We start from the raw sequence: 21,371 nt of genomic DNA, 5'->3' as shown, positions 1-21,371 counted from the left end.
ACCCATCGTCGCCCCCAGAGGAAATCGTCACCCCCAGAGGAAGCAGAACCCACATGAGCATGACCCCCGAACAGGCCGCCTGGTTCCAGGGAACCTTCACGCGCCTCGTGGACAACATCGACAAGGCCGTGCAGGGCAAGCGCGAGATCGTCGGCCTCGTGCTGGCGTCGATGCTCGCCGAGGGGCACGTCCTCCTCGAGGACGCCCCCGGAACAGGGAAGACCAGCCTCGCCAAGGCGCTGGCCGCGACCGTGCAGGGCACGAGCGCCCGCATCCAGTTCACGCCCGACCTGCTGCCGTCCGACGTCACCGGCGTCACGATCTACGACCAGCAGTCGCACCGCTTCGAGTTCCACAAGGGGCCGATCTTCGCGTCGATCGTGCTCGCCGACGAGATCAACCGCGCCTCGCCGAAGACGCAGTCCGCGCTGCTCGAGGTCATGGAGGAATCCCGGGTCACGGTCGACGGCGTCACGCACGAGACCGGACGCCCGTTCCTCGTGATCGCGACGCAGAACCCGATCGAGCAGGCCGGAACGTACAAGCTGCCCGAGGCGCAGCTCGACCGCTTCCTCATCAAGACGTCGATCGGCTACCCCGACCTCGCGGTGACCGAGAGCATCCTGGCCGGAGCATCCGATCGCAACCCGTCGGCCGGCCTGGGCGCGATCATCACGACGAGCGCGGTCGCCGACATGGCCGACCTCGCGGCATCCGTGCACGTCGAGCCCGCCGTGCTCCGCTACGTGGCGGAGCTCTCCGAGGCCACCCGCAACGACTCCGCGATCCGCCTGGGCGTCTCGGTGCGCGGCGCGATCGCCATGATCCGCATCGCGAAGGTCTGGGCGGCAGCGCACGGCCGTCACTTCGTGCTCCCCGACGACATCAAGGCCCTCGCACGGCCGGTGTGGCAGCACCGTCTGCTCCTCGACGCCGAGGCCGAGTTCGCCGGTACCAGCAGCGACACCGTGATCGCCCGCGTGCTCGACGGGATCGCCGCACCCCAGGCGCGAACGGCGGCCTGATGACCACGGAGGCACTCTCGGCGCCGGCGGCGCCGACGGATCGCGACGCCGGCTGGCGTGACGTCGCGGCCGTCATCGGCGCGCGCGTCCTGACACGTCTCCGCATCATCGCCTCGGCCATCCGTCCGCTCGCCTGGGTGCTGATGGCCCTCGCCGTCGGCTTCTGGATCCTCGGGCGCATCGCCGGCTGGTCGGAGTTCACCGTCGCCGCGATCGTCATCGCGATCACGGTGGCGCTCTGCGCCCTCTTCCTGATCGGGCGCACCGCCTACGACGTGTCGCTCGACCTCGCGCGCACGCGCGTGGTCGTGGGCGAGCGCGCGGTCGGCGCGCTGACCCTGGCCAACCGCGGCACGCGAGCCATCCTCCCGTCGCGCATCGTGCTCCCGGTCGGCTCCGGGCGCGGCGAGTTCGGCATCCAGCGTCTCGCCCCCGGCGAGGAGGCGGAGGAGCTCTTCGCGATCCCCACGCAGAAGCGCGGCGTGGTGAAGGTCGGTCCGGTCAGCGTCGTGCGCGGCGATCCGCTCGGCCTGTTCGAGCGTGCGCATCGGCGCGACGAGCCGGTCGATCTGTTCGTCCACCCGCGCACCGTGCTGTTCGACGGGCAGTCGCTCGGCTACCTGCGCGACCTCGAGGGCATGCCCGCCGCCGACCTGTCCCGCGACGACGTGTCGTTCCACGCCCTCCTCGAGTACCAGCCGGGTGACGACCTGCGCCACGTGCACTGGAAGTCCACGGCCCGCACCGGCACGATGATGGTCCGTCAGTACGAGGAGACCCGCCGGTCGCACTTCGTGATCGGCCTGTCGCGATCGAGCGGCGACTACGCCTCGGCCGACGACTTCGAGCTCGCGATCTCGGCGGCGGGTTCGATCGGCCTCCGCGCGCTCCGCGACTCGCAGCGCGTGGACATGCGCGTGCAGGGACGCGAGCTGCCCGCCGGAACCGGCAAGCAGCTGCTCGACTCGTTGTCGGCGGTCGAGAACAGCAAGCCGCGCGACGGCGGCATCGCCGAACTCGCCGGTGTCCTCTCCGCCACGATGCCGCTGGCGAGCGTCGTGGTGCTGGTGTGCGGATCGAAGGTACGCTCCGACGACCTGCGGTTGGCCTGCTCACGTCTGCCGTTCGGGGCTCGCGCGCTCGCGGTCGTCGCCGACACGTCCGCTCAGGCCCCGGCTCTGCGCCGCATCGGCGACGCCGACGTCGTCACGATCGGCGCGCTCGACCAGATCCCGCTCGCCCTGCAGAAGGTCCTCGCATGACAGCGCCAGCCACCGAACCCGCTGCGATCTCCGTGCGCCGCTGGGGCCTCGACCTCGGTGCGACCGCTCTGCTCGTCGCCGTCGCGCTCGTCGGCTTCTGGCCGACGTTCGCGGGCCCGTCGTTCATCCCCGCCGTCGTCGGCGGCATCGTCATCGGCCTCGCGATCGCGGGCGTCGCGGCCTGGCGTCGCTGGGGCATCCTCCTCATCGCCGGTCTCACCGTGGCCGCCTACTTCGTGTTCGGCGGCGCATTCGCCCTCCCGCACACCGCGATCGTCGGCGTCATCCCGACCCTCGACACGCTGCAGCGACTGGCCGTGGGAACGGTCACGGCCTGGAAGCAGCTCCTCACGACCGTGGCGCCCGTCGCCGCGGCCGACGGACATCTGATCGTCCCGTTCCTGCTGGCGCTCGTGGTCACGACCGTCACGGCATCCCTCGCCCTGCGGCTGCCGCAGGTGGCCTGGGCGCTGCTGCCCGCCGGCGCGGCGCTGATGCTCGTCATCGCGCTCGGCACCCCGCAGCCGGCGTTCCCGATCGTGCAGGGTCTCGTCTTCGCGATCGTCAGCATCGCCTGGCTCGCCCTCCGTCAGATCTGGGCCCCGCAGAACATGGCCGTCTCGGTCAGCGAGGTCGATCCCTCGCGCGCCGCGCACATGCGCCTGCGTCGACTGCTCGCCGGCGTCGCGGTGCTCGCCGTGGCCGGCGGCGCGGGCGTCGCGACCAGCGCGATCGCCGCTCCGACCGAGCCCCGGCACGTGTTCCGCGACGTGATCATCCCCCCGTTCAACATCCGCGACTACCCGAGCCCGCTCCAGGCGTTCCGCAAGAACGTGCGCGACGAGGTCGACGAGACGCTCTTCACTGTGCAGGGGCTCCCCAAGGGAGCGCGTATCCGCACCGCCGTCATGGACCAGTACGACGGCATGGTCTACAACGTCACCGACGGCGGACCGACCTCTTCGAGTGCGTTCTCGCCGCTGCGCTCCAACATGTCCCCCGACGACGAGGGCGTCCCCGTGACGCTCAACATCGCGGTCGACGAATACGACGCCGTGTGGATGCCGACGGCCGGGGTGCTGTCCGAGATCCGCTTCACCGGCGACCGCGCCGAGGAGCTGCGCCGCGGAACCTACGTCAACACCGCGACCGGGACCGCCGTCGCGACCCCGAAGCTGCGCAAGGGCGACGAGTACTCGGTCGACGCCGTCATCCCGAACATGCCCGATGACGACCGGCTGGCCGACGTGGACTTCGGAACGGTCACGCTGCCGAAGCAGAGCAACGTGCCGGAGGAGCTCACCGCGCTCGCGGCGGAGACGGTGTCGAGCGCGGAGTCGCCGATCGAGCAGGTGCGCGCGCTCGAGACCTTCCTCGCGGAGGGCGGCTTCTTCAGTCACGGGCTCGAGGGCGAGGTGCTGTCCCGCGCCGGCCACACGTCCGAACGCATCACCACGCTCATCGGCGGCGACCAGATGATCGGCGACGACGAGCAGTACGCCGTCGCCATGGCGCTCCTCGCCGGTGAGATCGGCATCCCCGTCCGCGTCGTCATGGGCTACTACCCCGACGACGAGCAGGACGGCGAGCCCGTCTTCACCGCGACCGGCGACAACGTGCACGCCTGGGTCGAGGTCAACTTCAAGGGGTTCGGCTGGCTTCCGTTCAACCCGACGCCGCCCGAGGACCAGGTCCCCAACGACCAGAACACCAAGCCGCGCGTCGACCCGAAGCCGCAGGTGCTGCAGCCGCCGCCTCCTCCGCAGGAGCCCGTCGACCTGCCCCCGACGCTGCCGGATGACCGCGAGTCGGAGGATGAGAACCTCAACCTCGCCGGCATCATCGGCGCGATCCTGCTGATCGGCGGGATCTCGCTCGGGATCATCGCGCTGCTGATGTCGCCGTTCATCGTGATCGGGGCGTGGAAGGCCGCCAAGCGCCGCTCGCGCCGCGCCGCCGCTCGCACCGCCGACCGGATCAGCGGAGGTTGGGACGAGCTCACGGACCGCGCCGTCGACTACGGCGCACGCCTGACACCGGGCGGGACGCGGCCGGAGGAGGCCGCCGCCGTGGTGGCGACGCTCGCCGTGCCGCGTGTCGCGGACCTCGCGCACCGTGCCGACGCCGACGTCTTCGGACCCACCGACCCGACGCCCGAGGACGTCGAGGCGTTCTGGAGCGAGGTCGACACGATCGTCGGCGGCCTGGGGGAGGACGCCGGGTTCTGGAAGCGCACGAAGGCTCGGCTGAGCCTCCGGTCGCTGCTGGGCGGCAGCGCCCTCTCGACCGGTCTCCAGGGACTCCGTGAGGCGGCGACCGCGCGCGTGCGGCGCGAACCTGGCACGATCGAGAGCAGCAGCACCAGCACGCCCGCCGCACCCGAGAGCGAGACACCATGACGCAGCCCGCGTTCGCACAGATCGCGCCGATCTCCCGCCGCGCGATCGGCTATCTCATCGACGCGCTCATCGCGGCCGGCCTCTCCGTGGTGCTCGGCGGCGCGCTGCTCATCACCGCCAGCCTCGCGGGCGGCCTCGAGGGCATGCTGACCACGCTGCTCATCGGCGGACCGATCGTCTCGCTGCTGCTGCTCGGCTGGTTCGTCGTCTACACGCTCATGCAGGCGGGCAACGGATCCATCGGCATGCGCGCGCAGGGCCTGCGCCTCGTCTCCGCCACGGATCAGGGGCCGCTGGGCTTCGGTCGCACGCTGCTGCGCAACATCATCTTCGGCCTGGCCGGCTCGATCGTGGTGGGCTACTTCACGCCGCTGTTCGACGGGTCCGGCCGCTTCCAGGGCTGGCACGACAAGGTCGCCGGCTCCCTGATGCTCGATGCACGAGCATCGGCACCGACCGCTGCCTCCGCTGCTGCTGCCGTCGCGCCCGGGATCTCGGCGGAGCCGCCGCGCCCCGCCGCCCCGGCGATCCCCGGCATCCCGCATCCGACGGCGCAGCCCGTGACACCGGCTCCCGCGCAGCCCGTGGTCGCGCCATCGCTTCCTGCGGCACCGGTGTTCCCCGTGCAGCCAGTGATCCCGGCGTCGGTGTCGCGTCCTGCGGCCCCGGCATCCGATGACGGCTCGCTGATCGCCTTCGTCCCGGGCATCACCCAGGATGCTCCGCCGCCTCGCGTGACGCCCGCGCCGCAGCCGGAGGCCGTCTCCGAGCTCGACGCGACCGTGCAGGGCTACTCCCCGGCGCGACCCGTCGCACCGCCGGCTCCCGCGGTGCCGCCCGCAGCCGCACCGCCCGTGCCGCCGGCCCCGTCCGTGGCGGAGGTCCCGCCGGCACCGCCCGCGCCCGTCGTGCCGCCCGTGCCCGCGCCCGCGCTCGTCGCCGAGCCCGAGGACATCGAGGACACCCGGATCAGCATCCCCGGGCACCGTCTCGTGTTCACCTGGGACGACGGAACCCGCGTCTCGGTGTCGCGGCGCACGATCTTCGGCCGGAACCCCGCAGCCGAGGACGGCGCGGTCGTCGTGCCCGTGCGCGACGAGACCCTCTCGCTCTCGAAGACGCATTTCGAGGCGGCGGCGGAGTCGTCCGGCGGCTGGGTGCTGGATCGGCACTCCACGAACGGGATGACGCTCGTCCGCGACGGGCAGCGGATCGCGTGCCCCGCCGGACAGCGCGTCCCGGTGCGCCTGGGCGACGCCATCGAGATCGGCGACCGCATCGTCACCATCGGCGGCTACGCGTGAGGCCCGCGCTCATCGTCTCGACGGGGTCGGCGACGCACCCCGGTCTTCGCCGAGCCCTGAACGAGGACGCGCACCTCGCGAGCGCCCCGGTGTTCGTGGTCGCCGACGGCATGGGCGGTCACGAGGCGGGGGAGCGCGCGAGCGCGGCGGTCATCGCGGAGTTCTCGAGCTCCGTCGGACGCGCGTCGCTCGAGCTCGACGACGTGCGGCTGGCCCTGTCACGCGCCAGGGCGAGCGTCGAGGAGCTGTCGACCTCGGGCAACGGCCGCGCCGGCACCACACTCAGCGGCGTCGTGATCGCCTCGGTCGACGGCATGGGCTACTGGCTGGCCGTCAACATCGGCGACTCGCGCACCTATCGCCTGGCCGACGGAGAGCTCGAGCAGATCAGCGTGGACCACTCGGTCGTGCAGGAGCTGATCGAGGCGGGCGAGATCACCGTCGAGGATGCCGCGACCGATCGGCGGCGCAACATCATCACCCGGGCCATCGGGGCCAGCAGCACGGGAGACGCCGACTACTGGCTGTTCCCCGCCGAGCTCGGCGACCGGATCATGGTCTGCTCCGACGGGCTCACGTCCGAGGTCTCCGACGCCCGGATCCGCGAGGTGCTGCAGAACACCCCCGACCCGCAGAAGGCGGCCGACATGCTCGTCGACGACGCCGTCACCGCCGGAGGCAGGGACAACATCACCGTGGTCGTCGTGGATGCGGTCTCGGTCGCCTCGCGACCGGGGACGCTCCTGGAGACGGACTCGGACATCGACATGGACACGCGTCCGCGTGAGGCCGCAGCAGGAGGGGTTCGCTGATGCAGACGATCTACCGACCGGGACAGTGGTACCTGATCGTGATGCCGGGCGCCCTCGTGGCGCTGCCGCCGGATGTGCCGGGAGACGTCGTGGCGCGGCTGTGGGAGCGGATGCCGGAGAGCAAGACGCTCGCGACGGTCGTCGACGTCCTCACCGCGCGTGCCGGCGGGGACTTCACCTCGCTTCCTCCGTTCGTGGCCGCCGTGGCCGAAGGGACCGACATCCGCATCGCGCTGCGCGGTGGCGTCAGCGCCCGCGTGAGTTCGGGCACCGAGTCGCGCGAGTTCTCCGGCGCCGAGGTCACGACGTGGAGCGAGCGCTTCGTGGGCGGCGCTTCGCGCGTCGAGGTCACGGTCGAGGCCGTGGAGAGCGAGGCCGCGCTTCCCGTGCAGAGCGGCGTCGTGCGCGCCGCGGCCGTGAGCGCGGAGCTCGAGTCCGGCGACGATCGTCCGCTCACGAGCATCCTCGGACCGGTCCCGATCATCGAGATCGAGGAGGCGGGCGCGTCCGCCGCCGCCCTGACCGGCACCCCGGGTCCGTCGATCGCGAACTTCGCCGCGGCCGTTCCGGCGGCGGCATCCGTCGACTCCACCCCGGACGCGCTCCCCGCGCCCGCGCCGATCGACGTCGAGCCCCTGGTGACGGATGCTCCGCCCGCACCCGTCGAGGCGGAGTCGCCGGTCGAGGAAGAGGCCGAGTCAGAGCCGGATGCCGAGGCAGAGCCGGTCGTGGAGGATGTCCCCGAGGCACCCGGCGACGAGCCGAGCGAGCCGGTCGCCGAGCCGGAAGCGGCACCGGCGGTCGACGGCGCCACGATCGTGCCGACCGAGGTCACGCTCGCGCCGTCCACCGAGGACTTCGACCAGCTCTGGGGTGCCACGGTGCACTCCGCGCCGGCCGCCGCAGCCCCGGTGATCCCGGCCGCGATCCAGGGCGACCACGACGGGGCGACCATCTCCGCGGCGGAGCTGCGAGCCATGCGTCAACAGCCTCCGGTCGCCGACGACGTGGCGACCGCGGTGATCCCGGTGGAGAGCGTCGCGGCAGGGGCGACCGGTCGGATCCGCGTGTCCACGGGCCAGGTCGTCGCGCTCGATCGCACGGTCATCATCGGTCGCCGTCCGCGCTCGACGCGGGCCAGCGGCGCGAACCTCCCGCATCTCATCGCCGTCGAGAGCCCGCAGCAGGACATCTCCCGCAGCCATCTCGAGATCAGGCCGGAGGGCGACACCGTCGTCGTCATCGACCTGCACACCACGAACGGGTCGACCCTGCTGCGGCCCGGCGCCGACCCGATCCGCCTGCACCCCGGGGAGCAGACGCTCGTGCTGTCCGGCGACGTGGTGGATCTCGGCGACGGCGTGAAAGTCGCGTTCGAGGACCTGCCGTGAGTCGTCCTCCCTCTCCACCTCCCCAGCTCCCCGGGTTCCGCTACCTCGAACCGCTCGGCACGGGCGGCTTCGCCGACGTCTTCCTGTACGAGCAGGAGATGCCGCGTCGCCAGGTGGCGGTCAAGGTGCTGCTCGCCGATCGGATCTCGAGCGGCGCCGCGCAGGAGTTCGCCGATGAGGCGAACGTCATGGCGATGCTGTCGACGCATCCCGCGATCGTCACGATCTATCAGGCGGGCGTCGCGGGCGACGGTCGGCCGTACCTCGTCATGGAGTACTGCCCCCGGCCGAACCTCCAGCTGCGCGCGCGCCGCGAGTCGTTCTCGGTGGCCGAGGCGCTGCGCGTCGGCGTGCAGGTCGCCGGTGCGGTCGAGACCGCGCACCGCGCCGGCGTGCTGCACCGCGACATCAAGCCGGCCAACATCCTCGTCACGGCGTACAACCGACCGGCGCTGACCGACTTCGGCATCGCCTCGACGACCGGCGCCACCGGCGAGGCATCCGGCATGTCGATCCCGTGGTCGCCGCCCGAGTCGTTCGCCGAGTCGCCGTCGAGCGGCCCGCGCACCGACGTGTGGGCTCTCGGCGCGACGATCTACACCCTGCTCGCCGGACGCTCGCCCTTCGAGCGGCCCGGTGAGCGCAACTCCAGCGCCGACCTCATCGAGCGGATCGAGCGCGCGGCCCTCACGTCGCTCGGGCGTCCGGACTCCCCGGAGAGCCTGCAGCGCGTGCTCGAGCGCGCGATGGCGAAGAACCCCGATGACCGCTACCCCAGCGCGGTCGCCTTCGCGCGCGCGCTGCAGAAGGTGCAGATCGAGCTCTCGCACTCGGTGACGCCGATCGACATCGTCGACGACCACCCGACCGCGGAGGATCTGGACGACGACGGCGACGGTCTCACCCGCGTGCGGGAGATCGTCAGCATCGATCCGGATGTCGCAGCCTTCACGCGCCCCTCCGCGGCCACGCAGCCGAAGAGCGCCCTGCCGGGCCTTCCCGAGGTGCCGCGCTTCGACTCGCCGCCCCGGGTGGACGCCGTCGACGAGGCGACCCAGATGCGGGTCCCGACCGCGAGCGCGCCGCCCGAGCCGGACGATCGCACGATCGCCCGCCCGCCGATGGTGGTCGCGCCGCTGCCCGCGGCATCCGCTGCCCCGGCGCCGCAGGCTGCCGCTCCCGCCGCTCCCGTCGGCGATGCTCCGACCCCGGCGACGCCGCGCAGTCGGCGCGGACTGTGGATCGCGCTGTCGGCCGCCGCCGCCGTCCTGGTCGTCGTGGGGACCATCGTCGGACTGAACGTGCTGGTCGCCGGCATCGAGACTCCGGTGGAGACGACGGAGACCGCCGAGCCGCAGGACGTCGTGTCGGACTTCGTCCCGAAGGTCGCGGAGCTGAGCGGCACGCGTCAGGGCGATCTCATCGCGTTCACGTGGGTCAACAAGGATCCGCAGGACGGCGACACGTTCATCTGGAGCCTCGTCGACGTCTCCGGTCAGGTCGATCCGCAGCAGTCCGAGACGCCGGCCGCACAGGTGCCGGCGACCGCGGGCACGGTCTGCATCGACGTCATGCTGCGCCGCGACGACGGACGGGTGTCCGAGCCGGCGCGGGGGTGCGTCGACTGACATGATCTGGGAAATCGACGAGCAGAAGCAGACGATCGAGGGACTCGACGCTCAGGGACGTCCCGACCCCGCGTACGCCGCGGCGCTCGGCCTTCTGCGCGCTCCCTTCGGCCGGCGCGCTCTCGCCGCCGTGATCGATGTCGCGATCTGGATGCTGCTGCAGCTGCCCCTCTGGATCGGCGCGATCCCGCTGGTGCTCAAGCTCGCGAGCGGGGCGATCTCGTCGTACGGGTTCGTCAACCACCCCGACTTCGTCCGTGCCGTGGTCATGGCGGCGGCGTCGACGCTGCTCAGTCTGATCTTCCTCATCGTCCAGCTGATCCTGCACGGGCTCAAGGGTCGGACCATCGGCAAGGGGTTCATGGGCCTGCGCAGCATCAACGTGGTGACGCTGGAGCGACCGAAGGTCGGCGCGGTCCTGCTGCGGTTCCTCCTCGTCGTGGTCGCCGGCATCGTTCCGGTGCTGGGCCCCGCGGTCATCCTCGCCTCCCCGACGTTCGACCCCGAGGGCCGCGGTCGCGGACTGCACGACAAGGCCTCGAAGATCTGGCTCGTCGACGTGCGCAAGGGTCTCAACCCCTTCGATGAGAAGCGGATGCGCGTCGCCCGCAAGGTCGTGAAGGCCGAGCCGACACCGGAGCGCTCCGCCCTGCCGTCTCTCGCCACGCCGATCGACCCGGCCGCTCAGCCCTCGTACCGCCCCGGAAGCCGGGTCAGCGCGGGCGTGCTCGGCGTCGCGCGCCCGTACGAGGCCCACGAGCGTCCGTCTGTCGGCCTGCCCGCTGCCCCCGTCGTCGACGTCGGCCCCGGTGAGGCCGGAAAGCCGGTGCTCGGTGGATACCGCATCCCCGAGGGGGACCGCGTGGTCCGCGCGGACCTCTCGAGCGCGGCGCCGGCGCCGCAGCCGGCTTCTCCTCCTACTCCTGCTCCGGTGCCCGCCGCGGCTCCTGCGCCTGATCCCGCTCCCGTGCCTCAGCCGGCGCCCGAGCCGGCCTCCGCCCCTGCAGCGCCGCCCGTCGCTGCGACGCCGCCCGCCACGCCGGCCGTGCCTGTCGCGCCGGCCGCACCCGCGCCCGCCGCCCGCTACGGACTGCGCTTCGACACGGGCGAGAGCATCCTGATCACCGAACCCGTGCTCCTCGGACGCAACCCGGATGCGACGGAGCATCCCGGCGCTCGTCCGATCGCGCTGGTGGACGACAGCCGGTCGCTGTCCAAGACGCACATGCTGGTGCGCCCGATCGACGGCGGCCTCGAGATCGTCGACTGCCGGTCGACGAACGGGTCGGGCCTGATCCGCGGCGGCACCGAGTACGGCGTCGCCGCCGGCACACCCGTGCAGACGGTGGACGGCGACATGATCCGCCTCGGCGATCGCGTGGCCGCGGTGGTCCGCGGGTGAGCGAGCATGGACGAACGATGATGGTCGCCGGCGAGTCCAGCGGCATTGGGGGAGACGAATGAGGCTGAAGCTGACCCTGCACCGTCAGGAGGGCGAGCCCGTCGACATCGTGATCACGACGGACTCCACCGCCACCGCCGCTGACGTGGCCCGTCACGTCGCCGCGGCGGACCCGACCCGGTCGGTCCCCGTGGCCGAGGGCGATGTGCTCACTCTCGCGGTCGCACCTCCGAACGCCGAGCGACTCGTGCCCCTGCAGCCCGACGTCCCGATCGGCGAGGCGCCGATCGGCTCCGGCTTCGCGGCATCCATCGTCAACTACGGTCCCGACTACTCCTTCGCGGGACAGCGCGATGTCGCCGGGGTGCTGCTCGCGACGTCGGGGGCGCTCGCGGGCCAGGAGTTCCCGATCTCCTCCGGCCATGTCTTCCTCGGTCGCGACGCGGGCAACGACGTCGTCCTCGCGGATCCGATGGTCTCCAAGCGCCATGCGCGACTCGAGGTCGGCACGCACATCGAGGTCGTGGACCTGAACTCCGCCAACGGTGTGCTCGTCGACGGCGTCGCGGTGCAGCGCGTGCGGATCGAGGAGGGCGAGCCGTTCATCATCGGCGGCACGACCCTCGTGCTGCGCCTCGCGCGCTCCTTCGACGGCTCGGCGACCGAGGAGCCGATCATCGAACGCGGCGGCGGTCTGCTCTTCAACCGCAGCCCTCGCGTCGAGGTGCGCTTCCCGGGAACGCTCTTCAAGGTGCCGCGGCTGCCCACCGAGAAGATCGGCAAGCTGTTCCCGTGGCCGATCATGATCGCCCCGATCCTGATGGGCCTGGCGCTCTACGCGCTCAACGAGAACCCGCGATCCCTGCTGATGATCGTGATGACGCCGCTGATGGCCTTCGGCAACATCATCAACCAGGCGGCGCAGAGCAAGAAGAGCGAGAATCACGAGGTGCTGCTCTTCGAGCGGCAGTACGAGCAGCTCGAAGAGGACTTCTTCCGGGGCAAGCCCGAGGAGGAGCAGGCCCGCAACGCCGAGGCCCCGCCCGTCGCGGAGATCTACGACCACGCGATGCGGCTCGGACCGATGCTGTGGACGCGGCGGCCGGAGCACTGGAACTTCCTCGGCCTGCGGCTCGGCAGCTGCCGGCTCCCTGCGCGCAACAAGATCGACGATGCCGAGGTGCCCGACGGTCTGCCGGAGTTCATCGACCGCGTCGACCGGCTGCGCGAGCGCTACGAGTTCGTCGACGACGTGCCGGTGTTCGACACGATGGCGGATGCCGGATCCATCGGCATCGCGGGCCCGCAGGGTCCCGTCGCCGACACGATGCGCGGCATCGCCGTGCAGCTGCTGGGGCTGCACGCACCGAACGACGTGGTGGCCGTGGCATTCGCCGATTCGGCCTGGACACCCGAGCTGGACTGGCTCAAGTGGATGCCGCACACCTCCAGCGAGAAGAGCCCGTTCCGCGACATGGCGCTCGCTGATTCCGCTCCGACGAGCGCCGCCCTGCTGAGCAGCCTCGAGGAGTACGTGCAGCGAGCCGGCGAAGGGCGCGGCGAGCCGCGCGGACCGTTCAAGGAGGAGTGGAATCCGCTCCTCTACGGCACCGACGTCTCGCGTGCGGCCGGTGACCACCAGGGCACCCCGCCGCTGTCCGTCATCGTGTTCGTGAGTGGCGACGCTCCGGTCGATCGCGGCCGGCTCACCGATGTCCTCGAGCGGGGCGCGGATCACGGCGTGCACGCCGTCTTCGTGTCGCCGACCGTGGAGTCCCTGCCGGCCGTATGCCGCAGCTACATCGACGTCACCACGGGTCTCGAGGACGCGCGGGTCGGCCTCGTCCGCAACGGCGAGTACTTCGAGCACGTGCGGGTCGAGGGTGTGTCCAACGCCTACATGCACATGCTCGCACGACGTCTGGCGCCGGTGCTCGACGCCAGCACGGCCGTGCACGACTCGTCCGACATCCCGGGCGCCGTGATGTTCCTGCAGCTCGTCGACCCGGCGATCGCCGAGGATCCGAACGTCGTGATCGAGCGCTGGCGGCAGAACAACACGATCGTCGACCGCTCGACGAACCCGAGGCCGCGCCTGAAGAAGGCGAGCACGCTGCGCGCGATCATCGGGCAGGGCGCGAGCGACGCCATGGCGCTCGACCTGCGCACCCAGGGTCCGCACGCGCTCGTCGGCGGAACGACCGGTGCCGGAAAGTCTGAGTTCCTGCAGGCCTGGGTACTCGGCATGGCGGCTGCGCACAGCCCCGACCGCGTCACCTTCCTGTTCGTCGACTACAAGGGCGGGTCGGCGTTCGCCGACTGCGTCGAGCTGCCGCACTGCGTCGGACTCGTGACCGACCTGAGCCCGCACCTCGTCCGGCGCGCCCTGACGAGCCTCCGGGCCGAGCTGCAGCACCGCGAGCACCTGCTGAACCGCAAGAAGGCGAAGGACCTGCTCGAACTCGAGAAGCGGCAGGATCCCGAGGTCCCGCCGGCGCTCGTCCTGGTGATCGACGAGTTCGCCGCCCTGGCATCCGAGATGCCGGAGTTCGTCGACGGTGTCGTCGACATCGCCCAGCGCGGCCGTTCGCTCGGCATCCATCTGATCATGGCGACCCAGCGACCGGCCGGCGTCATCAAGGACAATCTGCGCGCCAACACCAACCTCCGAATCGCCCTCCGCATGGCCGACGAGGCGGACTCGCGAGACGTCGTCGACGACGGCGTCGCCGCGACCTTCCCCGCGACCATCCCCGGCCGCGCGATCGCGAAGACCGGACCGGGACGCCTCGTGCCCTTCCAGTCGGCGTACGCGGGCGGCTGGACCACGGAGGACGACGGTGCCGCTGCCGAGGTGCGTGTGGCGCCGCTGCGCTTCGGCTCCGCCGCGGAGTGGGAGCCGGATGTTCCGGCCGACTCCGACGCCCACGAGGCCGACCTCGGTCCCAACGACCAGAAGCGGATCGTGTCGACGCTGATCCGGGCGAGCGAGGCCGCGGCCCTGCCGCGCCCGCGCCGTCCGTGGCTCGACGACCTGGCGCCGCTCGTGGATCTGCACGACCTGCCGAACGAGGGCGACACGCGCATCCCGCTCGCGCTCGTCGACGTGCCGGAGAAGCAGCTGCAGCAGTCGGCGGTGTTCGCCCCCGACCGCGACGGCTCGCTCGTGATCTACGGGACATCGGGGTCGGGCAAATCGACCGTGCTCAAGACGATCGCGACGGCGGCCGGCATGCGACCGGACCTCGGGCGCGTGCAGGTCTACTGCCTCGATTTCGCCTCCGGTGCACTCGGTGCGCTCGCGTCGCTTCCGCACGTCGGATCGGTCGTCGACGGCGCCGATGTCGAGCGCATCCAGCGTCTGCTGCGCACGCTCGACGGCGAGATGGATCGCCGTGCGGCGGCCTTCTCCGCCGCCAGTGCCGCGTCCGTGCAGGAGTATCGCGAGCTGCGGGATCCGCGGATGCCGCGCATCCTGCTCCTGATCGACAACTACCCCGAGTTCAAGAAGGACTGGGAGGTCACGGCGGGTCGCAACGCGTTCTACCGCATGTTCATGCGCATCCTGGGCGAGGGTCGCACGCTGGGCGTGCACACGGTCATCACCGCCGACCGCGGCAACGCCGTGCCCAGCGCGGTCGCCGCGAACATCTCGCGCCGCATCGTGCTCCGCATGGGCGACCCGAGCCAGTACATGCTGCTCGGCGCCCCGCGCGACGTGCTCGACGAGCAGTCGGCACCGGGGCGCGCGATCGTCGACGGCCACGAGGCGCAGATCGCCGTGCTCGGCGGAACGCTGAACGTGGTCGAGCAGACCAAGGCGCTCACCGCGCTGGGCGAGAAGCTCCGCGCGAGCGGCGTGCGGGATCTTCCCGAGATCGGCGCCCTGCCGACGATGGTCCTGTCGAGTGAGATGCCGACGAAGATGGACGGGATGCCGGTGTTCGGCGTCGCGGACGACACCCTGTCCGCGCACGGCTTCGAGCCGATCGGATCGTTCGTGATCTCCGGTCCCCCGGCCTCGGGGAAGACGAACACGCTGAAGGCCCTCGTCGTCGCGATGGAGCGGTTCGATCCGAGCATCCGGTTGTACCACTTCGGCACGCGCCGCTCCGAGCTCAAGGACTTCCGGCCGTGGGTCAAGAGCGCCGTCCGCCCGGAGGAGGAGAAGGATCTCGCCACGGAGCTCACGGAGCTCGTCGTCAGCGACATCTCCGGCGGCCGCATCCTGATCGTGATCGAGGACATCCCGCACCTCGCCGACGGCCCGGCGGATCGTCCGATGCGCGCGCTCCTGCAGGCGATGAACAACAGCGACCACATGCTGATCGCCGACGCGGAGATCAGCAGGGCCAGCGGCAGCATCGGCGTGCTCGGCGAGTGGAAGACCGGCCGTCAGGGCATCGTGCTCAAGCCCGACACCTACGACGGAGACGCGATCTTCAAGGCGCCGTTCGGCCGGGTCAAGCGCACCGACTTCCCGGTCGGTCGCGGCATCTTCGTGCAGGCGGGGCGAACGGTCACGATGCAGATCCCGTTCGTTCCCGACGCCCCGGCGAACGGGTAGAGCCGAGATGGGCACCGCTCCCCATTTGTCCATCGGGGATCGTTGGCTAACCTCGACGTAAGAGGCCGAGCGGCCTGAACGAGAAGATACTGGAGGCGGTTCTCATGGCCCATGATTTTGGCGCAACGTACAGCGAGATGGAAAGCGCCGCGGCGCGACTTCGTGACGGACGCAGCTCTGTGACCGACACGCTCAAGGAGCTGCAGGGCGTCATCGACGACCTCGTGCAGGACGGCTTCAAGACCGAGAACGCGTCCGACGCCTACGCCACGGCGTACGAGGAGCTCACGACGTCGCTCGACGACGCAGCCGAGGCCGTGAACGACATGGCCCAGGCCCTCGACCGGATGGCGGACCAGATCCGCGACACCGACTCGAGCATGGCCGGCGGCGCCTGAACCATCGCGCACAGAGGTCGTGGGGTTGATCGGAAGATCGACCCCACGACCTCTCTCTGTGCAGGGGTGTGTGCGGATCGCCCCGAATAGAATCAGTCGGGAAGACGAGGGGAACACGAGCGATGACCGGAACACAGAGCTACTACTGGTACAACCTGACCTCGCAGTCGGTGGTGCGCGCGGACGAGCGTCCCTCGGAGGACGTCATCGGGCCGTTCGGCTCGCCGGAGGAGGCGGAGGAGTCGCCGGCGATGCTGCTCGAGCATGCCCGCGCCTGGCTCGAGAGCGAGGAGAGCGAGCCGTTCCGCGCGCTGGTCGAAGAAGAAGACGGCACCGACCTCGCGTGACGGTCGGCTCATGAGGGGGGTGCGCCGCGTCGCGGCACCGATCGCCGTGCTGCTCGCGGTGGGCCTGGCCGCCTGCACGCCGGCACTGCCGGAGACGGTCGTGCCCGACACGCAGATCACCGTCGGCTGGACGGGCGCGTTCACCTCGGCGAATGCGGCGGCATCCCCCACGCCGGGCAACGTCGACGTCGCCGAGACGATCCGCGGTGACTTCGGCGACCTGGTCGACGGCGAGTTCGTGGCGGACGAGGGCTTCGGCTCGGTCACGATCGTCTCCGACGATCCGTTCACCGTGCGGTACGACCTCGCCGAGCCGGTCTGGTCGGACGACATCCCCCTCGACGCCGCCGACCTGCTGCTGGGCTGGGCGGGCGCGGCCGGCTACTTCGACGCGGAGGAGGCCGACGGCGACAACGCCTCAGCCGATGGGGAGCCCGTCGAGACGGCGGTGCCCGCGCTCGATGAATTCGCCCGCGCGATCGAGGTGACCTACCCGCAGCCGATCATCGGATGGCAGCAGGCCGTCACCGCACCCGTGCCCGCTCACGTCGTCGGGCACCGGGCGTTCGGCACCGACGATCCCATGGAGGCGAAGCAGGCCGTCATCCGCGCGATCCAGGACGGCGACGACGACGCCCTCGCGAAGATCGCGGAAGTATGGAACGACGACTTCGAGGTCGGGAAGGACGGGAAGCTCGCGGCGGACCTGCTGCTCTCGAGCGGGCCCTTCCGGGTCGACAGCATCAGTGACGACGGCGACGGGCAGAGCGTCGCGCTCGTGCCGAATCCCTCCTACCGGGGTCTCGTGACGCCCAAGGTCGCGCGCATCGAGCTCGTTCCGGCCGGCGACCTGCCCGAGGCCGAGGTCGGCGAGCGACTGAATGTCGCACAGGTGGCCCCCACCACAGCCAACCGCGAGATCATCCGTCAGCTCGAGCGCGAGGACTTCACGGTCGACACGCGGCACGACGGCACCCTCTGGGCGCTGATGCTCGACCCGACCGGGATCTTCACCGAGGCACAGGCGCGGGCCGCGTTCCTCCGTGCGATACCGGCGACGGCGCTGACGGAGCGCGGCTCGGGAGTATGGGCGACCGCCTACACGGGAACCACGTCGATGCTCTCGGCACCGGGTTCGCGTGCCTACGACATCGTCAACGAGGACTCCGGGTTCACTGCGGCTCTCGGCACGCCCGCCGACGACGCAGCCCTGGAGCGGGAGAGCGCCGGGATCGCCGCGGGATCGTCGGTGTGCGTGTTGTACGACACCGGGAGCGAGTTCGCGACCGGGGCCTTCGTCGCCCTGGGCGAAGTCGCCGCGGAAGCGGGCTGGAGCATCGCCGACTGCGGCAGCGCGGACTTCGAGGCCGCGCTCGCGGCCGGCGCGTGGGATGCCGTGATCGCCCGTGTGCCGGTGCCGCAGACCCCCGAGCAGATCCTCGACCAGTGGGGCGGCCAGGGCTCGGCATCCATCACCGGGAGCACGGATCCGGAACGCGATGCACTGGTCGCGCAGTACGCGCAGACCACCGACGTGTACGAGGCGAGAGATCTTCTCGCGCAGATCGAGTCGACGATCGTCCGCGCCGCCGTCGCGCTGCCCATCGCGATGAACCCCCGGGCAACGATCATCGATCGCTCGGTGACGGGTATCGCCCCGCGCACCGGTGCCGCGGCCCCCCTCACCTACGGCGTCTCGCAGTGGGAGGCGGTTCCGTGATCGCGGTCTCATGGGTTGTTCTCCCCATCGCGACCGTGCGGTCGCGACTCGTAAGGTCGTCTGTGGAGGTGTCCCTGTGGGAATGATGTTGCCGAATGAGCTTGTCTGGGTGATGGAGAAGCTGGGTTTCGAGTGGCCGGATATCGATGAGGACGAGGTTCGTAAGGGTGCGACCCTGGTGCGGAACTTCGGGTCGGATCTGGAGGATGTGATCCAGGCGGTGGATCGTCAGGTGAACGGGGACTTGGGTGGGGCGCTGCGGGGGCAGACGGGTCCGGCGACGATGTCTGCGTGGAACACGAACCGGTCGCAGAATCTGCAGCAGCTGATCGACATCATGCCGCCGGCGGCGACGGCGATGGATGTGGGTGCGGATGCGATCTTCGCGTTGAAGATGAAGGTGATCGTCGATGTGTCGTCGACGTTGATCACTCTGGTGGCGATGTTGACGAACCCGATCACGGCGGCGGGTGCGGGGCCGATGCTGTTGATCAAGAAGAAGCTGTTGAATGCGGCGGTGGATATCGCGGTGGAGCAGCTGCTGAACCAGTTGGCGCCGATGTTGATCGAGCCGATGGCGGAGAAGCTGCCGGCGGTGATCGATGCGATCCTGGATGCGCCGATGGTGGAGGGGAACATCGGGGATTCGGATGAGTTCTATGCGGATCTGCAGGCGTTGGATGATGCGCAGTCGACGATGAAGTTGCATGGGTCGGATATCCAGTCGTTGACGTCGAATTTCTTCGCGGAGTTCGAGGCGTTGGACTTCGGGGGTGATGACTGATGAGTGCGATCAAGCCGATCATCCGTGAGGTGAAGCAGTCGGTGTTGAAGGGCTTCGCGCACGCGAAGGACAAGCTGCATGGGGTTGCCGACAACATCGTCAAGCACGTCGATGACGTCGGCGTGCAGGTGCGCGGCCAGGACCGGTTCGACAACCCCAACGGCAACAGCGGTTCCGGAAACGGTCCTTCGACGCACCCGTGGCAGCCGAACCGGAACCGCAAGCCCGAGGGGATGAGCGATGAGGACTACCTCGACCTCCTCGACGAGAGTGTGCACAACCCGAACGGTCTCGAAGCGATCCTCGGCAAATACTACGTCCCCGGCACCTCGAGCTACGTCGATGTGGCCGAGGGGCGGCACCCCCCGGCCACGTACTTCAGCCTCGGCGACCAGTGGGACAGCATCAAGGATGCGAATGGCCTGTCAGACGACGACATGTTCGATGCGTTCAACGTTCCTTTCCTGGAACGTATGATGGCCGAAGGGAAACCGATCGGATTCTCCCACAACCCGCAGGACTTCCCAGGCAGCGCACTGTACTTTGAACTCGATTTCCTGCAGAGGAACGGGTACGTGTTCGATCCGACGACGATGCAGGCGTATCGTCCCTGACCTGAGGAATGACAATGGCACACGAGGTTCTGACCGTGGATGACGTCCTCGCCCTGGTCGGCGAACTACGCCCCGCTGCGAATCAGTTGGTGAGGAAGTCGGATGTCGAACTCGGCTTCGTCATCTACGACGCGTTCAGTGTCCGCGGATTGTACGACGACTACGGCAGCGGCAACTGGGGATTCAGTATTGCTTTGGGCGGAGACGCCGTCGTGTCCACTGTTCTCGGGCGGCGCCTGGGTATTCGCGGCACTCGGGACGAAGTGCGATCGGCTCTCGAAGCCGTCGACGAGTACGCGCGTCTGAGGCTCGGGCCCGAGTATCTCGCCGCGCACGAGGCTGCTTACGGCAGCTGATGCATCGCGTCGAAGACTAGCCCGATCGTGACGGAATCCTGTGCGCCGTGGAGAGTCGCTCCGTGAAAGGACCCATGCGCCTCCGCGGAGAGCGAGGCCGGCACTGAGTGAATCGACGCCGAGTCCGCACGACAGTGGCGGGAATTGAGCGAACTGGATATGGACAAGGAACCCCGCAGATATCCTGAAAGCATGACGGCAGGGTCGCTCGAGATCCAGGTGATGCGCGAAGGGATCGTGCGAGACGCCGCTGTGTCGTGGCGGTTCGAGGAGCCCTTCTCCTGGGTCGTGGAGGTACGCGGTTCCGCATTCGGCACGGCCGAAGCACGCGCGGACGACGCCTTCGAGGCGCTCTGTCTCGTGCGGGAAGAGCTCGAGCCATTCGGCTGGCGGATCGGCGTAGCGGGTGCGCAGATCGACGTCTGGCCCAGCGGCATGGCTCGTGATCAGGGCGGCGGTCTGCGCGCGTATCGGATGACGTCCGAGAGCGTGGGGGATCTCGTGGACACGTTCGCGCCGGTGGATCCCGCGTCGGTGACCACGGTGGCCGTGCAGCGGGCGGAGACCGAGCGGCTGTACGAGGCGATTCGGCAACGGGCGCGAACCGGTGAGGACTGATGAAGAACCTGACCTACGACGGCATCATCGCTGCTGCGGGTGATGTCTCTGTTCCCGCGACTATCGCCGTGGTGCAGGACTTTGATCGCCCGAACGGCAGGGAGTACGCGGTCTCCGTCGAGTTCGACCAGCGTGTGTTCACGGGCGTGGGCGCAGACGCGTTCTGGGCCTTCGAGCGAGCGCGTGAACAGTATGAGCCTCTGGGATGGAGGGTGGCGGTTCAAGGCGCCTCCGTGCATTGCTTTCCCAGCGGAATGCAGGGGGAGGCGGGCGCCCTCGTGGTGTACAGGCACCCGGAATCGCTTGAAGATGCGCAACCGGAGCCGGTCGTGACCTTCGCGGCGGCGGAACTCGACGAGATCGTGACCTTCGCCGAGCAGATGGCGGCGCAACGAGAACGCATCGAGTCCTGGGGTCGATCACGCCGGACCGATCGGCGCCGACCATGAGAGTGGACTCGTGACAGCGCACGTCGACTCGACGTACCCGGGTGCCTGCGAGGTCTGCTCGGGGTATTGGGCGACGTACGCGCCGGAGGCGCGCGCCGCGACGATCGGCGAGAGCGAAGAATTCATGGCAGAGGTGCGTCGCTGCCGCTCCTGCGGCACCTACTGGGAGGTCGGCGCCTTCAGCTACCCCCAGGTCATCTCCCGCGACCAGGCACGACGCGAGCTTCCTGACCTCGATGATCTCGAGCAGGCGCTGGGTATCGACTTCCCGAACCCGGCTGCGACGGAGGAGTGA

18 protein-coding genes are annotated in these 21,371 nt (G+C 70.0%); all 18 read left to right on the top strand.

Annotated elements, in window-relative coordinates:
• Positions 1-53 precede the first annotated feature (53 nt).
• The 18 genes from LBN7_RS06850 to LBN7_RS06765 all read left to right on the top strand — a co-directional run bounded on the left by LBN7_RS06850 (position 54) and on the right by LBN7_RS06765 (position 21,371).
• On the top strand, positions 54-1,025 hold the full coding sequence (locus LBN7_RS06850) for a MoxR family ATPase (protein WP_116634129.1): 972 nt from the start codon (positions 54-56) through the stop codon (positions 1,023-1,025).
• Positions 1,025-2,287: a DUF58 domain-containing protein gene (locus LBN7_RS06845; RefSeq protein ID WP_407361339.1), complete on the top strand. Its 1,263-nt coding sequence runs from the start codon at positions 1,025-1,027 to the stop codon at positions 2,285-2,287. The genes LBN7_RS06850 and LBN7_RS06845 overlap by 1 nt, the downstream gene beginning before the upstream one ends.
• Positions 2,284-4,686, top strand: a complete 2,403-nt coding sequence (locus LBN7_RS06840) for a transglutaminaseTgpA domain-containing protein (protein ID WP_407361338.1) — start codon at positions 2,284-2,286, stop codon at positions 4,684-4,686. Before LBN7_RS06845 ends, LBN7_RS06840 begins: the two co-directional genes overlap by 4 nt.
• Positions 4,683-5,990, top strand: coding sequence for an RDD family protein (locus LBN7_RS06835; protein ID WP_407361337.1), 1,308 nt, complete (start codon positions 4,683-4,685; stop codon positions 5,988-5,990). Before LBN7_RS06840 ends, LBN7_RS06835 begins: the two co-directional genes overlap by 4 nt.
• Positions 5,987-6,802 carry a PP2C family serine/threonine-protein phosphatase gene (locus tag LBN7_RS06830; protein WP_116634133.1) on the top strand — a complete coding sequence of 272 codons (816 nt, stop codon included), beginning with the start codon at positions 5,987-5,989 and terminating at the stop codon, positions 6,800-6,802. Before LBN7_RS06835 ends, LBN7_RS06830 begins: the two co-directional genes overlap by 4 nt.
• The gene (locus LBN7_RS06825) at positions 6,802-8,193 is read left to right on the top strand and encodes an FHA domain-containing protein (RefSeq protein ID WP_407361336.1); all 1,392 of its coding nucleotides are present in this window, start codon (positions 6,802-6,804) and stop codon (positions 8,191-8,193) included. The genes LBN7_RS06830 and LBN7_RS06825 overlap by 1 nt, the downstream gene beginning before the upstream one ends.
• On the top strand, positions 8,190-9,821 hold the full coding sequence (locus LBN7_RS06820; RefSeq protein ID WP_407361335.1) for a serine/threonine-protein kinase: 1,632 nt from the start codon (positions 8,190-8,192) through the stop codon (positions 9,819-9,821). Before LBN7_RS06825 ends, LBN7_RS06820 begins: the two co-directional genes overlap by 4 nt.
• A gap of 1 nt (position 9,822) precedes the next feature.
• Positions 9,823-11,223, top strand: a complete 1,401-nt coding sequence (locus LBN7_RS06815; RefSeq protein ID WP_407361334.1) for an RDD family protein — start codon at positions 9,823-9,825, stop codon at positions 11,221-11,223.
• A 58-nt stretch (positions 11,224-11,281) separates the two neighbouring features.
• A complete protein-coding gene (locus LBN7_RS06810; RefSeq protein ID WP_407361333.1) occupies positions 11,282-15,790 on the top strand; it encodes an FtsK/SpoIIIE domain-containing protein in 4,509 nt (1,502 codons plus the stop codon).
• Between the two features lie 104 nt (positions 15,791-15,894).
• Positions 15,895-16,188, top strand: a complete 294-nt coding sequence (locus tag LBN7_RS06805; protein ID WP_279303202.1) for a WXG100 family type VII secretion target — start codon at positions 15,895-15,897, stop codon at positions 16,186-16,188.
• A 122-nt stretch (positions 16,189-16,310) separates the two neighbouring features.
• Positions 16,311-16,535: a hypothetical protein gene (locus LBN7_RS06800; RefSeq protein ID WP_116634138.1), complete on the top strand. Its 225-nt coding sequence runs from the start codon at positions 16,311-16,313 to the stop codon at positions 16,533-16,535.
• 10 nt (positions 16,536-16,545) lie between these two features.
• Positions 16,546-18,255, top strand: coding sequence for an ABC transporter substrate-binding protein (locus LBN7_RS06795; protein ID WP_407361332.1), 1,710 nt, complete (start codon positions 16,546-16,548; stop codon positions 18,253-18,255).
• Between the two features lie 112 nt (positions 18,256-18,367).
• Positions 18,368-19,039, top strand: a complete 672-nt coding sequence (locus LBN7_RS06790; protein WP_243408860.1) for a hypothetical protein — start codon at positions 18,368-18,370, stop codon at positions 19,037-19,039.
• Positions 19,039-19,653: a hypothetical protein gene (locus LBN7_RS06785; RefSeq protein WP_116634141.1), complete on the top strand. Its 615-nt coding sequence runs from the start codon at positions 19,039-19,041 to the stop codon at positions 19,651-19,653. The genes LBN7_RS06790 and LBN7_RS06785 overlap by 1 nt, the downstream gene beginning before the upstream one ends.
• 35 nt (positions 19,654-19,688) lie before the next feature.
• The gene (locus tag LBN7_RS06780) at positions 19,689-20,009 is read left to right on the top strand and encodes a hypothetical protein (protein WP_133192774.1); all 321 of its coding nucleotides are present in this window, start codon (positions 19,689-19,691) and stop codon (positions 20,007-20,009) included.
• Between the two features lie 192 nt (positions 20,010-20,201).
• Entirely contained in the window at positions 20,202-20,627 is a 426-nt protein-coding gene (locus tag LBN7_RS06775; RefSeq protein WP_407361331.1) for a hypothetical protein, read from the top strand.
• Entirely contained in the window at positions 20,627-21,076 is a 450-nt protein-coding gene (locus tag LBN7_RS06770) for a hypothetical protein (RefSeq protein ID WP_407361330.1), read from the top strand. The genes LBN7_RS06775 and LBN7_RS06770 overlap by 1 nt, the downstream gene beginning before the upstream one ends.
• A 10-nt stretch (positions 21,077-21,086) precedes the next feature.
• Positions 21,087-21,371, top strand: coding sequence for a hypothetical protein (locus LBN7_RS06765; RefSeq protein WP_407361329.1), 285 nt, complete (start codon positions 21,087-21,089; stop codon positions 21,369-21,371).

The sequence above is a fragment of the Microbacterium sp. LBN7 genome (genome assembly GCF_045690345.1).
GTDB lineage: Bacteria > Actinomycetota > Actinomycetes > Actinomycetales > Microbacteriaceae > Microbacterium.
Note: the sequence above shows the minus strand (reverse complement) of the source record. Positions and strands in the feature narration are given on the sequence as shown.

Excerpts from the sequence above, each read along its gene's own strand:
- LBN7_RS06850 (WP_116634129.1), top strand. The coding sequence starts at position 54 with ATGAGCATGACCCCCGAACAGGCCGCCTGGTTCCAGGGAACCTTCACG.
- LBN7_RS06845 (WP_407361339.1), top strand. The coding sequence starts at position 1,025 with ATGACCACGGAGGCACTCTCGGCGCCGGCGGCGCCGACGGATCGCGAC.
- LBN7_RS06840 (WP_407361338.1), top strand. The coding sequence starts at position 2,284 with ATGACAGCGCCAGCCACCGAACCCGCTGCGATCTCCGTGCGCCGCTGG.
- LBN7_RS06835 (WP_407361337.1), top strand. The coding sequence starts at position 4,683 with ATGACGCAGCCCGCGTTCGCACAGATCGCGCCGATCTCCCGCCGCGCG.
- LBN7_RS06825 (WP_407361336.1), top strand. The coding sequence starts at position 6,802 with ATGCAGACGATCTACCGACCGGGACAGTGGTACCTGATCGTGATGCCG.
- LBN7_RS06815 (WP_407361334.1), top strand. The coding sequence starts at position 9,823 with ATGATCTGGGAAATCGACGAGCAGAAGCAGACGATCGAGGGACTCGAC.
- LBN7_RS06810 (WP_407361333.1), top strand. The coding sequence starts at position 11,282 with ATGAGGCTGAAGCTGACCCTGCACCGTCAGGAGGGCGAGCCCGTCGAC.
- LBN7_RS06805 (WP_279303202.1), top strand. The coding sequence starts at position 15,895 with ATGGCCCATGATTTTGGCGCAACGTACAGCGAGATGGAAAGCGCCGCG.
- LBN7_RS06800 (WP_116634138.1), top strand. The coding sequence starts at position 16,311 with ATGACCGGAACACAGAGCTACTACTGGTACAACCTGACCTCGCAGTCG.
- LBN7_RS06795 (WP_407361332.1), top strand. The coding sequence starts at position 16,546 with ATGAGGGGGGTGCGCCGCGTCGCGGCACCGATCGCCGTGCTGCTCGCG.
- LBN7_RS06790 (WP_243408860.1), top strand. The coding sequence starts at position 18,368 with ATGGAGAAGCTGGGTTTCGAGTGGCCGGATATCGATGAGGACGAGGTT.
- LBN7_RS06785 (WP_116634141.1), top strand. The coding sequence starts at position 19,039 with ATGAGTGCGATCAAGCCGATCATCCGTGAGGTGAAGCAGTCGGTGTTG.
- LBN7_RS06775 (WP_407361331.1), top strand. The coding sequence starts at position 20,202 with ATGACGGCAGGGTCGCTCGAGATCCAGGTGATGCGCGAAGGGATCGTG.
- LBN7_RS06770 (WP_407361330.1), top strand. The coding sequence starts at position 20,627 with ATGAAGAACCTGACCTACGACGGCATCATCGCTGCTGCGGGTGATGTC.